Here is a 16,182-nt window from a genome sequence, read left to right as displayed (position 1 = left end):
CGCGCAATGCGTGCTGCAGGCCCGAGAAATCATGGGGCGGGCGGTTTGGGCTTCTTCGGGGCGGCAGGTTTCTTCGCCGCAGGTTTGGCGGCGGCAGGCGCGGCAGGTTTGGGCTTTGCCGCAGCCTTGGGCGCGGTTTTCGGCTTGGCGGCCGGTTTAGGCTTGCTCGGCGTCAGCGCCTCGGCTTCCGCCAGCTTGCGCGCCATCTCCCAGTGGCGATCGTGGGCGCCATCGGGCTTGCCTTCAGACTCCCAGATCTGATGCGCCAGTTCGCGAATGCGTTTGTCTTCTTTACTCATCACAAACTCCTCACAGAAAATTTTCAGCTTTCTTGATTATCAGGATTGATAAAGACATTGACCGGGAGATCCCCCAGGGCAGCGCTGATCAACAGCTCCTTGTTGGGTGTGACTACGCCCGTTTGAAAAAGTCCCTTCCAGTTTTGTGCAGGGGCGGCGAACGGTAATTTCACCCGCGTATCGCCCCAAACCTGCGCATTGATCTGGGGAAACATCCCGTTTTCAAGCAACGGATGAGACCAGCGCGGCACCACCACCAGTAACTGCTTGCCTTGATGTTCACGGTAGAACGCAACCACGCGCTCAGCGTGCTGGCCCACCGCTTCCAAAGGTGTATAGCTGCCATGGTGCAGCAGCTCGGGGCAGGCTTTACGCAGGCCCAGTACCTGGGCGATCACTGCCTGTTTGATACGCCCGTCGCGCCAGTTGAACAACAGTTCGCCGATGTCCGGTGGTGCCTGCAATGCACGTTGCCGCGCAGCGAAGTCCACCGGGCGACGGTTGTCCGGGTCGACCAGGCTGAAGTCCCAGAACTCATCGCCCTGGTAAATATCCGGCACACCCGGCACGGTCAAATGAAGCAAGGTTTGCGCCAGCCCATTCAGGGCGCCGGCGGGGGCGATGGCCTGTGCAGCGCTGTCCAGTGCACTGCGCAGCGGCGCACCGGCCTCACTGAGCAGCAGGCGTTTGAGGAACGCTTCCACCGCCTGTTCGTAAGCCTCGTTGGGCGCGCTCCAACTGCTCTGCAACTTGGCCTCGCGCAGGGCTTTTTGCTGCCACTGCCAGAGGCGTTGCTGGTACGCCGCCAGATCGGGGTTGGGCTCCAGCGGCCAACTGCCCAGCAGCACCTGATAGAGAATCAACTCATCGCCCGCCGAAGGGCTGTAGGCGCTCTCGCGCAGGGGCTCGGCCAGACGGCGCCATTGCTCGACCTGTTCGGCATACCAGGGTGCGCACTCGCTGAGCACCGCCAGGCGCGCACGGGTGTCTTCGCCGCGTTTGTGGTCGTGGGTGGCGGTGGCCAGCAGGTTGTCGGGGAAGCTCTTCAGGCGCTGTTGATTGGCTGCATGGAAGTCTGCCAATGGCGCACTGAATTGCTCGGTACTGAAGCCCACATCGTTGCGCGACAACAGCACCGCCGAACGGTAGAACGCGGTGTCTTCCACAGCCTTGGCGGCGGCGGGCGAGGTCAGTTGCTGGAAGCGCACGCAGGCATGCTTGAGCATCTTGCGCGCTCGGCCTACCGGGCGATTGCGCCAGGGCTGGCCACCCAACCATTGCTCCAGGTGGTCGAGCACCGGCCAGTCGCCTTCGTTGAGGGTACTGCGTGCACCCTCCATGGCGTACTGGAATACCTTGTCGTCGGCCGCACTGCGGCCCATGGCGCTGATATAGGTGCGGTACACCGGGAAATGCACGATCAGTTCCTGCAAGGCCCGGCGGATGGCGCCCAGTGTCAGGTCGCGGGTCATCACGTCATCGCGGGCCACTTGCAGCAGCGCCTGGGCCACGCTTTCGAAGTCGCCGCCCAACGAACCATTGAGGATCTGCTGGCGCGCCAGCCGCGCTTCCTCGCCGAAGGCTGAGGGCCGCTCGCTGTGACGCGTCCACATCTCGGCCAGCGGTGCAAAACCTTCAGGATGGTGTTGCAGCAATGACAACTGGTTCATGAACTCGTAGCCGGTGGTGCCATCCACCTGCCAGTCTTCACGCAGGGTTTCACCTTCGCCAAGGATCTTTTCGACAAAGATGGGCAAGTGGCGCTGGGGTGACAGCGCGTCTACGCGGCGGCGCAATTTGCGGCAATAGCCACGCGGGTCGGCCAGGCCATCGATATGGTCGATGCGCAGCCCGTCGACCAACCCCGCGCTGATCAGCTCGAAAATCTTGCCATGGGTGGCTTCGAACACCGCTGCGCGTTCGACCCGCAGGCCGCCCAGCTCATTGACGTCGAAAAAACGCCGCCAGTTGATGTCGTCTGCGGCTGTGCGCCAACTGGCCAGGCGATAGGTCTGTTGTTCGAGCAGGTGATGCAGGCGCTCGAAACCCTCGGGCTGGCGACTGTCGAATGCGGCCAGGCATTGTTCAATAGCGGGTAGCAGTTCGCTGGAGCCTTCGGCCAGGGCTTGTTTGAGCTCGGTGGCTTCGGCGTAGGCGTCGTGCTGATAGGCGAGGGCGGCGAAACGTTCGGCCAGCGATTTGAGTAACTCGTCGCTACCCAGAATCAAGCCGTAGTCCCTGGGGCAAATCGGAAAACGGTGTTCGTAATGCTCGACGTAGAAACTCCCCTGGGCGGCATCGAACTTGAGCGCCAGCGTGCCGTTCTGCAAGGCTTCGCCGTAATCGCTGCCGAGGAAGGGCATCAGCAACTGGCCCTTGAGCAGCGGGTCGGGGGAGTGCCACTGGATGTCGAAAAACTCGCTATAGGGACTCAGGCGGCCCCATTCCAGCAGGTCCAGCCACCAAGGGTTATCCGCGCCGCCCACGGCCATATGGTTGGAGACGATATCGAGGATCAAACCCATGTCGTGCTCACGCAGCGCGGCGACCAGGCGACGCAACGCCGCTTCGCCCCCCAGTTCCGGGTTGACGCGGGTCGGGTCGACCACATCGTAGCCGTGCATGGAGCCGGCGCGGGCGCTTAACAGCGGTGAAGCATACAGGTGGCTGATGCCCAGTTGGGCAAAGTACGGCACCAGTGGCACCGCGTCATCGAGGGTAAAACCTTTATGAAATTGCAGGCGCTGGGTGGCGCGCAGGGGCAGTGCGTTCATCGGTCACGCTCATAGGCTTGGTTGCGCGCCACGGCCAGCAGTTCGAGGCGACGCGCGGCGCTGTCATTGTCGAGCAGGCTGGCGGCCTCGCCGGGCAAGCGTCGGCGCCAATTGGGGTGGGTGTCGAGGGTGCCCGGCAGGTTGGCTTGCTCCTCGATGCCCAATGCATCTTCCAAGGGCAACAACACCAGCGGCGCGCGCGTGTGGCCCAGGTAGCGCACGCTGGCGTCGATCATATGGTCGGTGTCGTTGCGGATCTCGTCGATGAAGTTCTGCGGGTCCTGGCTCAAGGCTTGGCGCAGTGCCTGGCGTTCGCGCAGGCGGTGTTCGCTCCATTGGTCCACGGTGGGCGCATCGATCAGGCCCAGCTGGATATTCCATTCGATATCGCGGCTGTGCCACCAGCCATTGAGGGTCGGCAAGTCGTGGGTACTGGTGGTGGCCAAGGCGTTGTCGGGCCAATCGAGGATGGGCTTGAACTGGCCGTCATGGTTCTGTTCGAACAGCAGCACACGCATGCCCAGGATCGAACGGGCGCTGAGCTTTTCGCGCAGGCCTTCGGGCACGGTGCCCAGGTCTTCACCGAGGACGATGGCCTGGTGGCGGTGCGATTCCAGGGCGAGCAAACGCAGCAGGTCGTCCACCGGGTAATACAAGTAGGCACCTTCACGTGGGGACGCGCCCAGAGGGATCACCCACAGGCGTTGCAGGCCCATCACATGGTCGATGCGCAAGCCGCCGGCATGGGCGAAGTTGGCCCGCAGCATTTCGATAAAGGCGCGATAGCCATTGCGCTTGAGGCCCTCAGGGGAAAAGGCAGAGATGCCCCAGCCTTGGCCTGCGCGGTTGAGAATGTCCGGTGGCGCGCCGACGGTGAGGTCGGCCAGCAGTTCATCCTGGCGACTCCAGGCCTGGCTGCCGCCGCCGTCGGCGCCCACCGCCAGGTCGGCGATCAGGCCGATGCCCATGCCGCTGCCACGGGCGGCCTGTTGTGCGCGCTCAAGGCTGCGGGCAATCAGCCATTGGGTGAAGGCGAAATAGCCGATTTCGTCGCGGTTGTCCTCAGCGAACTGCGCCAGGGCCGGGCTCTGTGGCGTACGCCAGGCTTCGGGCCATTGGCGCCAGTCCAGGTCCTCACCCGCGGCAGCACGCTGGGCCTGTATGGCTTCGAAGCGGCAGTGGTTTTCCAGGGCTTCGCCGCCGGCCTGGCGGAAGCTTTGAAAATCGGCATGCTGGGGATGCGCGCCGTGGCGGAAGTCTTCATACAGTGTGCGCAGCAGGCGTTGCTTGGCTTTGGCGGCGGCCGGCCAGTCGATCAGCGTGAGCTGTTCCAGGGCATGCAGCTCATCAGCCAAACCGGCCGCTTCTATGGCGTTGCGCACTTCACGTTCACCAAGGATGCACGCCGGCGAAGCATACAGGCTGTTGAGAAACAGGCGGCTGGAGGGCGAATAGGGGCTGAAACGCTCAGTGTCGGCGCTGAACATGGCGTGCATCGGGCTGATTGCCACGGCGTCGGCGCCGCGCTCGGCGGCGGAACGCACAAGGTGCTCCAGAGCCAGGGTGTCGCCAAAACCGCCATCCCCCAGGCGGCGCAAGGCATAGAGTTGGGCGCTCAGGCCCCAGGCGCGAGCGGGTTGGCTGTCGACCGCGTCGGCCACGCCGTAGCAGTGGCTGGGCGCGACGGCCAGGGTGAAGGTTTGCCCGTCGATATGCACCTGGTGGTAGCCGAGGGCAATCACGCCGGGCAATACGGCCTCGCCGTCCAGGCGCAGCTCCAGGGTTTCGCCGCCTTCCAGGCTGACGCGACACGGGGTGTCCGGGGCGAAATAGCGTGCCAGGTCCAGGCCCGCACCGCTGTCGGTGGTCATCAAGGGCGGCAGGTGCCGGTCCTGCTGCGCCTGCTCAAGTTGCAGCAGGCTCGCGTCGATCTCGGCGTCGCTGTCGGCCGGGTGCCCCAGCCCTTTGAGGACGGCGCGCAGGGCATCAGGCTTTACATGTTGCGGGCGACCGTTGGCATCGATCCAATCGACCGCCAGGCCCGCGCGGCTGGCGAGAATTTCCAGGTTCGCTTCGCTCAAAGAATGTCTCCAACAGGGGATAAGCAAACGCGTGCGCTCAAGGGCGGTAAGTGCGCACCTTGCGGGGCAGGCGTTTGGAAAATAATCGGGTGGGGTGCCGGATGATCCAAGGGCTGTTCACTCAGGTTCAGGTCGATCTGCAGCACACGGCCGTTGCCCAGGCGCCAGCGCGCGGTGACGGCATGGTCAGCCAGCACGTGCGCGCCCAGGGCGACGGTGCCGGGCAAGTGCGGCACCACATGCACGTGACGCAGGCTCAGCAGGTGGCGGTAGAGCTGGGTGTGGTCGTTCTCGACGAAGGAAGGCATCGACTGTAAAAAGGTTTGCAGCGCGTTGGGGTCGGGGATGCGCTGGCGTTGCTCGGGGTCGTGAAACGCCGCGAAGTCGGCAAATTCATTGCGCCGCCCTTCACGCACCGCCTCGGCCAGTTCGCCATGATGGTCGGTGAAAAACAGGAACGGCTCGGCGGCATTCACCTCGTCACCCATGAACAACATCGGGATCATGGGGCACAGCAACAGTAGGGCGGTCGCGGCGCTCAGTGCCTGGGGCGAACACAGCTGGTGCAGGCGTTCGCCGAGGGCGCGGTTGCCGACCTGGTCGTGGTTCTGCAGGAACGCGACGAAGGCGCTGGGGGGCAGATCCGCACTGGGTTCGCCGCGCGCATGGCCATGGCGTGTCGTCTCGCCCTGGTAGATGAACCCCTCGGCCAGGCAGCGCGCCAGCTTGGCGGTAGGCTGCTCGGCAAAGTCGCTGTAGTAGGCGTCGGTTTCACCGGTGAGCAGCACGTGCAGCACATTATGAAAGTCGTCATTCCATTGGGCGTCGAAATCGTGCTGCAACAGGCTGGCCTGGTTCAGTTCGTTTTCCAGCATCAGCCACACGTGGCGCCCGCCGTCCACCTGCTGGCGTACCCGTTGTGCCAGTTCCTGCAGAAACCCAGGGTTGTCGATGGCGTGCACGGCATCCAGGCGCAGGCCGTCGAAGCGGTATTCGAGCAGCCACATCAAGGCGTTATCGAGGAAGAAATCCCGCACTTCACGACGCTCGAAATCAATGCCGGCGCCCCAGGGTGTGTGCACGTCCTCCTGGAAGAACCCCTGGGCGTACTGGCCCAGGTAATTGCCGTCGGGGCCGAAGTGGTTGTAGACCACATCGAGGATCACGGCCAAACCATGGCCGTGGGCACTGTCGATCAGCTGCTTGAGTTGCTCGGGAGTGCCGTAGGCGGCGTGGGGCGCATACGGCAGCACGCCGTCATAGCCCCAATTGCGTTCGCCGGGAAATTGCGCCAAAGGCATCAATTCAATCGCGGTGACGCCTAGTTCGGCCAGGCGTGCCAGGTGTTTCTCAACGGCAGCGTAGCCGCCCATGGCGCCGACGTGGAGCTCGTAGATCACCGCCGTGTGCCACGGGCGACCCTGCCACTGACTGTGGCGCCATTCATAGGCGAGGGGGGCGACTACTCGGCTCCACCCATGCACGTCCAGCGCCTGGGCCCTGGAGGCGGGGTCGGGCACCGTGTTTTCGCCATCGATGTTAAAGCGGTAAAGCGTGCCGGCAGGGCACGCGATTTCGACTTCAAACCAACCACCGGCCTGGGGCAGCATGACGATGGTTTTACCCTGTTCCAATTCAACGCTGACATAAAATGCGTCTGGCGCCCATAACGCAAAGCGCGTGCGGTGCGCGTCCAGCATGATTGCGCCGTGGGGCCAGGTTTCCAGAGTCCTTGACGGCATCTATGAAGACCTCCCTTAGTTGTTCCAGTCGCTACTTGTTCGATTTCCCCAGGGCCTTGGCCACCAGTTGTTCGTAGAGTTCGGCGTAGGGTTCCACGGCCTGGCACCAGTTGAACGGCTGGGTCATGGCACGGCTGCGCATGGCATTGAGCAGACCGGGGAAGGCGAACACCTTGAAGGCGCGGCGCAGCGCCTCTTCGTAGCTTTGCACCGTGGATTCATTGAACAGGAACCCGGTGACGCCATCCTCAATGGTGTCCGCCAGCCCGCCGGTGTTACGCGCCACCGGCAACGAGCCGAAGCGTTGCGCGTACATCTGGCTCAGGCCGCAGGGCTCATAGCGCGACGGCATCAGCAGGAAATCGCTGCCAGCGAACATACGGCGGGCATCGGTCTCGTTGAAGCCGATGCGCACCCCCACCTGACCCGGGAAGCGCAGCGCCAATTCACGCATGGCCTGTTCTTCTTCCGGCTCGCCACGGCCGATGATCGCAATCTGGCCGCCGTTTTCGACGATGAAACCGGCGACGGCCTCGGTGAGGTCCAGGCCTTTCTGGTAGACCAGGCGCGAGACCACCGCGAACAGCGGACCACTGGATGGCTGTAGCTCAAACAGCTCACGCACATGGGCGGCGTTGATGGCCTTGCCTTCCCAGTCGCCGATATTGAAGTTGTGAGTCAGGTGCGTGTCGGTGGAGGTTTCCCAGCTTTCGTCGATGCCGTTGGGAATGCCGCTGAGCAGGCCTTGCTGGGTCTTGCTGGCGAGGAAGCCATCCAGGCCACAACCGAATTCCGGGGTGGTGATCTCCTGGGCGTAGGTGGCGCTCACGGTGGTGATATGGCTGGAATACGCCATGCCCGCCTTGAGAAACGACATCTTGCCGTAGAACTCCATGCCTTCCTGTTGCAGGGCGTGGGGCGGAATGCCCAGTTCGGGCGTCGAGGCCAGGCTGACCACGCCTTGGTAGGCGAGGTTATGAATGGTGAACAGGGTTGGCGTACGTGACCCACGCCAGTGCATATACGCGGGGGCCAGGCCCGCAGGCCAGTCGTGGGCGTGCACCAGGTCTGGGCACCAGTGGATTTGTGCAAGGTTGGCGGCAATGTCCGCGGCAGCCAAGCCCAGGCGGGCGAAGCGAATATGGTTGTCCGGCCAGTCGCGGCCGTTGTTGGCGCCGTAGGGCGTGCCTTCGCGCTCATACAGTTCGGGGCAGATCAGCACATAGATGACCAGGCCGTCCTTGAGGTCCATGCGCCCGATCTTGCACGGTGGCAACGCGGCATGGCCACCCAGTTCACCGACGATATGGATCGGGTTATCGCTTTCCATCACTTGCGGGTAACCCGGAATCAGCACCCGCACGTCATGCAGGTGCGCCATGGCGCGGGGCAGGGCCGCGGAGACGTCGCCCAGGCCGCCGGTTTTCACCAGGTCCGCGAACTCGGAAGTGACAAACAAGACTTTCTTTCGATTCGGATTCTGACTCACGACCGGCCGCACAGTGTTGGGCAGGTCGGCCAAAGACTTTGGCCCTCCTGCCGGCTGACTAAAACGCTCTCCCTGAGTATCTACTGCGGCACTGATCATAATGCACTCCCATCTGTTGGTTGGCTAATGGCCCGCTGCCATCGGCTCCGAGTGACCGCATCCTGCGGTCAGGCACACAAGCGCTATACAAGCTGGCAAGGCGTATGCCAGTTGCAACGTCGGCTTAAAAAGATTGGATGAGCGGGCATTCGGCCCGAAGCGCGCGTGCTCGCCCTTACCTAAAACTTGACCAGCGGCAGGTTTCGAAAGTTTAGATTTTTTGCGGGGTTTTTGTTTTCCAACGGACCCATCGGTCATGAGTCTAGGACAGATCCCAGCGCCTGCCGGGTTTTCATGCAGATTTTGTAGGACAAAAAACTTTTAACGATATGCCCCTGTGGCGAGGGAGCTTGCTCCTGCTGGGGCGCGTAGCCGCCCCAAAATTTTGGGAGCGCTGCGCACTCCAGCGGGAGCAAGCTCCCTCGCCACAGGGGGGGTGCACTTTAATGGTGCGTCAGGCGAGCACGTGAATGGGCACACTATTGGCCCAGGCTTGGATATCTTCGATCATCTGCTGATAGAACTGCCGGTAATTCTGCTCGCTTACATACCCCACGTGTGGCGTAGCCAGCACATTGGGCAAGCGGCGAAACGGGTGGTCAGCCGGCAGCGGCTCTTCGGCAAACACATCCAGCGCCGCCCCGGCCAGGCGTCCGCTGCGCAATGCTTGCAGCAGTGCCTGCTCATCCACAATCGGCCCGCGTGCGGTATTTACCAGGCGCGCTGTGGGCTTCATCCAACCCAACGCTTGCGCATCCACCAGACCACGGCTGCGCTCGCTGAGCACCAGATGGATGGTCAGAATATCCGCCTGCTCAAACAGCTCGCGCTTGCTGACCCAGGTCACCCCCGATTCAGCCGCGCGCTCCGGTGTGAGGTTTTCACTCCAGGCAATCACCCGCATGCCAAACACCTGGGCGAACCTTGCGACTTTCTGGCCAATACTGCCCAGCCCCAGGATGCCCAAGGTCTTGCCATGCAGATCGCCGCCCAGGCCGACCTGCCATCCGCCCCCGCGCAGTGAGTTGGCTTCGGCGAGCAGGTTGCGTGTAGAGGCCATGATCAAGGCCCAGGTCAGTTCCGGAGCCGCGTGTTTATAGCTGTCGGTGCCGCATACCTGGATGCCCAGGGCCTTGGCTGCGGGAAGGTCGATGGCGGCATTGCGCATGCCGCCGGTCACCAGCAATTTGAGCTGGGGCAGCCCTTGCAGCAGGGCTTTGTCAAAGGTTGAGCGTTCGCGCATGAGGCAAATCACCTCGAACCCTTTCAAGCGCTCGATCATGGTGGCGGTATCGGCGGGGTAGTCGTGGAGAAAATGCACCTTGCCCACGCTGGCCAGCGCCGACCAATCCGCCACGTCGCTGGCCACGTTTTGCCAATCATCCATCACTGCGATCTGTATCGACATGCACGCGGGCCTCGAAAAGTGGCAATTAAAGGGCGTTCAACCCCTGCAACAGGGCTTTATGAAACTGTTCCGGCTCTTCCATCTGGGGCGCATGGCCCAGGCCGGGGAACTCCACCAACGTGGCTCGGGGAATCAGCTTGGCCACCTGCTTGCCCAGTACCTCGTAATGACCAATTTTGGCCTTGACCGCCGCCGGCGCCACATCTTTGCCGATGGCGGTGGTGTCGCTGGTGCCGATCAGCAGCAGGGTGGGCACCTGCAAGTCCTTGAACTCGTAGTACACCGGTTGGGTGAAGATCATGTCGTAAATCAGCGCCGAGTTCCAGGCAACCTGAAGATGCCCCGGGCCTTTGTTCAGGCCGGCGAGCATGTCTACCCAGCGCTCGTACTCGGGTTTCCAGCGCCCCACGTAATAGGTGGTGCGCTCATAGTTGCGTACACCGTCGGCGCTCAGTTTCAGCTCGCGCTGGTACCACTGGTCGACGCTCTGGTAGGGCACGCCGAGGGCTTTCCAGTCTTCCAGGCCAATGGGGTTCACCAGCCCCAGCTGTTCGGTTTGCTGGGGGTACATCAGCGCATAGCGCGTGGCGAGCATACCGCCGGTGGAATGGCCGATCACCGTGGCCTTTTGAATGCCGAGCTTTTCCAACAGTTGATGGGTGTTGGTCGCCAATTGCTGGAAGCTGTACTGGTAGTGGTCGGGCTTGCTGGAGGTGCAAAAACCAATCTGGTCCGGGGCGATGACGCGGTAGCCGGCGTCACTCAGCGCCTTGATCGAACCTTCCCAGGTGGCGCCGCAAAAATTCTTGCCGTGCATCAGCACCACGCTGCGGCCGTTTGGAGTGCCGGTGGCGGCGACGTCCATGTAGCCCATTTGCAGGGATTTGCCCTGGGATTGGAAGGCAAAATGATTCAAAGGGTAGGGGTATTCAAAGCCCTGCAACTCAGGGCCGTAGGTGTCAGCTAACACGGGCGCCGCGCTGACCGAAAACAAACCGGCTACGCATAATGTACGGATAAAAGGCATGGGTTTTGGCTCCGAGACAGATGCCCGGATGCTCTTTGCCCGCGATTAACGGGGGATTAACGGGGGATTAACGCCCACTGCAACGTCAGCGCTGCGATTACGCCATACCGCAGGCTTTTCGCCAGGGTTACCAGCAGTAGAAAACGCCACAACGGCTCACGCATCACCCCAGCCACCAACGTCAGCGGATCACCAATGATCGGCACCCAACTGAGCAACAACGTCCAGTGCCCCCAGCGCGCGTAATGGCTGCGAGCCTTGTTCAACTGACTGGCGCTCACCGGGAACCAGCGTCGCTCTTTGAAGCGCTCGACCGAGCGCCCCAGCAGCCAATTGACCAGCGAGCCCAGCACATTACCCAGGGTCGCGATGCCTAGCAGCAGCCAAAGGTTGTAATGCCCGCTGAGCAGCAGGCCGACCAACACAGCTTCTGACTGCAGGGGCAATAACGTCGCGGCGCCAAATGCCGCGCCGAACAGCCCCACGTACCCCATCAACACCGGTCAGTGAGCCGGGTAGTCCGCTACCACCACGTCTTCGCCGTCGCGGGTCAGGCCAATGATTTGATACGCCTCGCTGCGTCCGTCTACTTCCATGCCTGGCGAGCCCAATGGCATGCCCGGTGCGGCAAGGCCCAGCAGGTCGTTGCGCTTGCGCAGAGCCAGGACCTGCTCGGCAGGTACGTGGCCTTCGACGAACTTGCCGTCGATCACCGCGGTGTGGCAGGAGCCAAGGCGTGGCGCCACGCCCAAGCGTTGTTTCACCGCGCTCATGTCGGCTTCAACGTGGTCGTTGACCTTGAATCCGTTGCTCTCCAAGTGGCTGATCCACTTCTTGCAGCAGCCGCAGTTGGCGTCGCGGTGTACATCGATGGGGATCAGTTCGGCGGCCTGGGCCAGGGTGGTAGTAAACAGGGCACTGAGCAGGGCCAATCGCAATGGGGTTTTCATCGTGGGTCTCACTGAAGGCGCGGCAATAAGCCGGGCATTCTCCCTGCTTTTGCAGGCATGTTTGCAATGTGACGTGGTTGTAATGTTTCTAAATTATACGAAACCCTGATTGTCCAGCCGCTGCTTGAGCCGGTCCAACGCAATCGCCGACAACGCGACCATGCGCTCATGCAAAGACGCCAGTTGCAGTTCAGTCTCGTAAGTCAGCACCCGTTTGAACAGGGTGCCGCCCTGATGAGCGCGCAAGCAGTAATGGATGCAACCGTCAACCGCCAGGGAGGTGAACACGGTCTTGAACTCGCTGGGGCGGCGGGCGATTTGTACGCGGTAACTCATGGGGACGCGTATGCCCAGCAGGTCGATGATCTCGGTAAAACGCGTGCCGACCGGTAATGAGCCGGTGATGCCGGTGTCGGCGCTGAGGGAGGTGGGGTGCCACTCGTGCCAGCGGTCGGGCTGGGTCACATAGTCATAAACCGCCTCGATCGGCGCCTGGATGAAGCGTTCCTGACTGATCTGCTCCAAGCGGACCGAATGCTCAGTCGCGTGCATGACACACCTCCTGTGTGGCGGGTTTTACACTAGGAGCTGTGAGGATAGTCTGACGCCCGCGCTTTGCACGGGCGTCGGCAGGCCGTTCGTCAATCCCGCTGAGAACGGCCCCCACAAGAGTTTCCAGCAGACGCTAGATATCCAGCATGGCCAGCACTTCCTTGGGGTAACGCAGGCCTGCGGTTGCATCGGCAGGGAAGATCGCATCCAGCGCAGCCAGTTCGTCCGCGCTGAGGGAAATCGACAGCGCCTCCACATTCTCTTGCAGATAGGTGCGCCGCTTGGTGCCGGGAATCGGGATGATGTAATCGCCTTGGGCCAATACCCAGGCCAGCGCCAGTTGCCCGGCCGTGACACCTTTGTCTACCGCCAGGCTCTTGACCTGTTCTACCAGCAGCAGGTTTTTCGCAAAGTTCTCACCCTGAAAGCGCGGGCTGAAGCGCCGGTAGTCATCAGCGCCGAAATCATCCGGGCTCCTCAAGGTACCGGTGAGAAAACCTCGGCCCAACGGGCTGTACGGCACAAACGCGATGCCCAGGCGCTGGCAGGCGGCGAGGCAGCCGTTGTCTTGCTGGTCGCGGCTCCACAGCGAATATTCGCTTTGCAGGGCGCTGATGGGATGGACCTTATGCGCCCGTTCCAGAGTAGCGGCGGACGCTTCGCTCAGGCCCAGATAGCGCACTTTGCCCTGTTTCACCAGGTCGGCCATGGCGCCGACCGTTTCTTCGATGGCCACGTCGGGGTCGATACGGTGCTGGTAGTACAGGTCCAGCGTATCCACCCCCAGGCGTTGCAAGGTGCCGTCGATGGCGTTGCGGATATACTCGGGCCGGCCATTCACCCCGCGCACTACGGGGTTGGCAGGGTCGCGCACAATCCCGAATTTACTGGCCAGGAACACCTGGTCGCGCTTGCCGGCAATAGCCTTGCCGATCAGTTGCTCATTGGTGTGCGGGCCGTACATGTCCGCGGTATCGAGAAAGTTGACGCCCGACTCCAGGGCGCGGTGCAAGGTTGCGGTGGCTTCGGTGGTATCGGTGCCAGGTGTGTAGAAATCGGTCATGCCCATGCAGCCAAGGCCGATGGCGGACACATGCGGGCCGTTTTTACCGAGTTGTCGAGTGTGCATAGGGAAGCTCCTTGTGATGAGGGGCCCATTGTTACCCTTGAAAAAATGCAGATAAACCGGCTAAAAGTGCTATCACTGTTCGTAATATCTAAACAATCTTCCACAGGAGCATTCTCTTGGATCGTTTTAACGCCATGCGCGTGTTCACTCGGATTGTTGAATTGGGCGGGTTTGCCAAGGCCGCCGACAGCCTGCAATTGCCACGCGCCTCGGTGACGATCCTGATCAAGCAACTGGAGGCCCATCTCGGCGTGCAACTGCTGCAGCGCACCACGCGCCACGTCAGCCCGACCCTGGATGGCGCGGCGTACTACCAACGTTGTGTGCAATTGCTGACTGATCTTGAGGAAACCGAGGCGGTGTTCTCCACGCGGCGCCAGAACCCCCGGGGCACATTGAGCATCGATATGCCCTCAGGCATTGGGAGCTTGATTGTGATTCCGGCCTTGCCAACGTTCACCGCGCTGTACCCACAGATCGAGTTGGAGATCGGCCTCAATGACCGGCCAGTGGATCTGATTCGCGAAGGCGTCGATTGTGTGTTGCGCGGTGGTCCGGCCCTGGATGAATCGCTGGTGGCGCGGCCGTTGGCGATGATGGAGCAACTGACCCTGGCCAGCCCCGCGTACCTTGAACGCATGGGCACGCCCACTTGCCTGGAGCAGTTGGCGGGTCACCAAATGGTCGAGTACGTTTCCAGCGCCAGCGGTAAACGTTTTGGCCTGGAATTTCTGCTGGGCAGCGAGTTGCGTACGATCAACCTGCCGAAAGTGGTTGCCGTGAACAGCTCTGCCGGTTACTTCGCTGCGTGCGAAGCCGGCTACGGGCTGATCCAGGCACCTCGTTATCACGCCCTGCGCCAACTGGCCGAGGGCACGCTGGTGCAGGTGCTCCCTGATGTGGCAGTGCCGAAGATGGCGCTGACTGCGTTGTACCCGCCTCATCGGCAGTTGTCGCAGCGGGTGAGGGTGTTCGTCGATTGGCTGGTGCAGTTGTGCGCTCGGCCCGGCACCGGCTTGCAAGGCTAGGCTTGCGCCCTGCGATAGGCGCCAGGCTGTTGCCCGGTGACTTTATGGAAGGCTCGGGTAAACGCCGCCACCGATTGATACCCGGCCGCCAGCGAAACCTCGGCCACGGTCTGGTCCGCCTTGAGCAACCCACAGGCGTGGCGCATGCGGATCATCAGCAGTACTTGCCCGGGCGACTGCCCACACAGTTCGCTGAAGCGCTTGAAAAACGCCGAGCGCGACAACCCGGTACAGGCCGCCATGCTTTCCAGGCTCCAGGGCTCGGCGGGGCGGGCGATCAATTGCTCCAGCAAATGTGCAAACGCCGGTGCCCGGCCAAGCGCCGCAAGGCCGCCAAGCTCGGTGTTGTCGAGCACTTGCTGGCGCAGCACATACAGGAACAGCAGGTGGCACAGGCGCTCCAGCAGCGCGGAAGAGGGCGCTGGGGTGCGTGCGCATTCTTGCAGGATCAATTCGAACAGGTTGCGTGCAGCCATCAGCGACGGGTCGTCGGCGCGCAGGATGATCCAACTGGGCAGGGTGTCGACGATCAGCGTCGACAATCCGGATTGGAAGTGAAAGAAACCGCAGACTAGTCCTACGCCGTCCGTGGCCGTGCTATCGAGGGGCAGCATCGAGCGGCGTGGGCACTGCTGGGCGCCGGCCGCCGTGGCTTGGCCGGAAAGCCTGAAGGCAAAGTCACGCAGCAGGAACACCGCGTCACCATTGTTCAGGTGTTGGGGCGTTGGATCACCGTCGATATGCAGCCAGCATTCGCCTTGCACGATCAAGTGGAAGCTCGCCTGCGCCAGGCCATGGGTGCTCGCGTGCCAGTCACCGCAATAACGGCCGACGTGAAACAGGCTGGTGTTGAGTTCGAGGCTATCTAATAACCAATCGACAAGTACATCGGACGAATTCATCTAATGGAAAGACTCAAGAGCAAGTAATCGCTACTTTAGCCTATTGAGCGCTTTTTTTAGAACCAACAGACTGGGGCATTCAAACCCAACAGGAGTCCACTTCATGTCCCGTGTACCGTTGCTCACGCCTGAAACCGCACCGGAAGCCGCCAAGCCCTTCCTGGAAAACGCGCTCAAAGCCTCGGGTTTTATCCCCAACCTACTGGGCGTACTGGCCAACGCACCGGCTGCGCTGGAAACCTACATCACCGTCTCCGGCTTGAATGCCAAGGCCGAGCTGAGCCTGGCCGACCGTGAAGTGGTGCAACTGATTGCCGCTACTACCCACGGTTGTGATTTCTGCGTCGCTGGCCACACTGCGGTTGCCCGCAACAAAGCCAAGTTGCCCGAGGAGGTGATCGAGGCCTTGCGCCGCCGGGGTGAGTTGCCTGACGCGCGCTATGAGACACTTGCCGCGTTTACCCGTGAAGTGATCGCCACCCGTGGGGATGTGAGTGACGCCAGCTTTGAGGCGTTCCGCGCCGCTGGCTATACCGACGGCCACGCGCTGGAAGTCATCCTGGGTGTCAGCCTGGCAACCCTGTGCAACTTCGCCAACGTGTTTGCCCGCACCCCGCTGAACCCGGAGCTGGCGCAATACCGTTGGGAAAAACCGGCCAACTGATTCGGCGTTGGCCCACCTGCTGTAAAAGGAGAGACATG

At 62.0% G+C, this 16,182-nt stretch carries 14 protein-coding genes; 2 read left to right on the top strand and 12 right to left on the bottom strand.

What is annotated here, in order from left to right; translation table 11 throughout:
• Positions 1–29 precede the first annotated feature (29 nt).
• The 11 genes from GIV35_RS14005 to GIV35_RS13955 form a co-directional block, all read right to left on the bottom strand.
• On the bottom strand, positions 30–299 hold the full coding sequence (locus GIV35_RS14005; RefSeq protein ID WP_003191595.1) for a DUF2934 domain-containing protein: 270 nt from the start codon (positions 297–299) through the stop codon (positions 30–32).
• A gap of 23 nt (positions 300–322) precedes the next feature.
• Positions 323–3,073: a malto-oligosyltrehalose synthase gene (locus tag GIV35_RS14000; RefSeq protein WP_236304367.1), complete on the bottom strand. Its 2,751-nt coding sequence runs from the start codon at positions 3,071–3,073 to the stop codon at positions 323–325.
• A complete protein-coding gene (gene malQ / locus GIV35_RS13995; protein WP_236265753.1) occupies positions 3,070–5,154 on the bottom strand; it encodes a 4-alpha-glucanotransferase in 2,085 nt (694 codons plus the stop codon). The genes GIV35_RS14000 and malQ overlap by 4 nt, the downstream gene beginning before the upstream one ends.
• Positions 5,151–6,896 carry a malto-oligosyltrehalose trehalohydrolase gene (gene treZ, locus GIV35_RS13990; RefSeq protein ID WP_236265754.1) on the bottom strand — a complete coding sequence of 582 codons (1,746 nt, stop codon included), beginning with the start codon at positions 6,894–6,896 and terminating at the stop codon, positions 5,151–5,153. Before treZ ends, malQ begins: the two co-directional genes overlap by 4 nt.
• A gap of 31 nt (positions 6,897–6,927) precedes the next feature.
• Entirely contained in the window at positions 6,928–8,484 is a 1,557-nt protein-coding gene (gene glgA, locus GIV35_RS13985; RefSeq protein ID WP_073521523.1) for a glycogen synthase GlgA, read from the bottom strand.
• A gap of 454 nt (positions 8,485–8,938) precedes the next feature.
• A complete protein-coding gene (locus tag GIV35_RS13980) occupies positions 8,939–9,892 on the bottom strand; it encodes a D-2-hydroxyacid dehydrogenase family protein (protein ID WP_236304368.1) in 954 nt (317 codons plus the stop codon).
• Between the two features lie 25 nt (positions 9,893–9,917).
• On the bottom strand, positions 9,918–10,919 hold the full coding sequence (locus GIV35_RS13975; RefSeq protein ID WP_198715530.1) for an alpha/beta fold hydrolase: 1,002 nt from the start codon (positions 10,917–10,919) through the stop codon (positions 9,918–9,920).
• 56 nt (positions 10,920–10,975) lie between these two features.
• Positions 10,976–11,419 (bottom strand): YqaA family protein, encoded by a 444-nt coding sequence (locus GIV35_RS13970; protein WP_198715531.1) that lies wholly within the window; start codon positions 11,417–11,419, stop codon positions 10,976–10,978.
• Between the two features lie 3 nt (positions 11,420–11,422).
• Positions 11,423–11,869 (bottom strand): DUF411 domain-containing protein, encoded by a 447-nt coding sequence (locus tag GIV35_RS13965; protein WP_034127552.1) that lies wholly within the window; start codon positions 11,867–11,869, stop codon positions 11,423–11,425.
• Between the two features lie 93 nt (positions 11,870–11,962).
• Positions 11,963–12,421, bottom strand: coding sequence for an SRPBCC family protein (locus GIV35_RS13960; RefSeq protein WP_105226940.1), 459 nt, complete (start codon positions 12,419–12,421; stop codon positions 11,963–11,965).
• Positions 12,422–12,554: 133 nt separating this feature from the next.
• Positions 12,555–13,550, bottom strand: coding sequence for an aldo/keto reductase (locus tag GIV35_RS13955; protein ID WP_223023528.1), 996 nt, complete (start codon positions 13,548–13,550; stop codon positions 12,555–12,557).
• Positions 13,551–13,666: 116 nt separating this feature from the next.
• Here GIV35_RS13955 and GIV35_RS13950 point away from each other — a divergent pair, with 116 nt between their 5' ends.
• The gene (locus GIV35_RS13950; protein ID WP_236264782.1) at positions 13,667–14,578 is read left to right on the top strand and encodes a LysR family transcriptional regulator; all 912 of its coding nucleotides are present in this window, start codon (positions 13,667–13,669) and stop codon (positions 14,576–14,578) included.
• Here GIV35_RS13950 and GIV35_RS13945 read toward each other — a convergent pair.
• Positions 14,575–15,480 carry an AraC family transcriptional regulator gene (locus GIV35_RS13945; RefSeq protein ID WP_105226936.1) on the bottom strand — a complete coding sequence of 302 codons (906 nt, stop codon included), beginning with the start codon at positions 15,478–15,480 and terminating at the stop codon, positions 14,575–14,577. The genes GIV35_RS13950 and GIV35_RS13945 overlap by 4 nt on opposite strands.
• Positions 15,481–15,583: 103 nt before the next feature.
• Here GIV35_RS13945 and GIV35_RS13940 point away from each other — a divergent pair, with 103 nt between their 5' ends.
• Positions 15,584–16,144 (top strand): carboxymuconolactone decarboxylase family protein, encoded by a 561-nt coding sequence (locus GIV35_RS13940; RefSeq protein ID WP_105226935.1) that lies wholly within the window; start codon positions 15,584–15,586, stop codon positions 16,142–16,144.
• Positions 16,145–16,182: the final 38 nt, after the last annotated feature.

Origin of the sequence: Pseudomonas sp. PA-1-6B (assembly GCF_021609545.1) — a bacterium.
In the GTDB taxonomy this organism is placed as follows: domain Bacteria; phylum Pseudomonadota; class Gammaproteobacteria; order Pseudomonadales; family Pseudomonadaceae; genus Aquipseudomonas; species Aquipseudomonas fluorescens_BV.
This window is presented reverse-complemented; position numbering and strand designations above follow the sequence as displayed.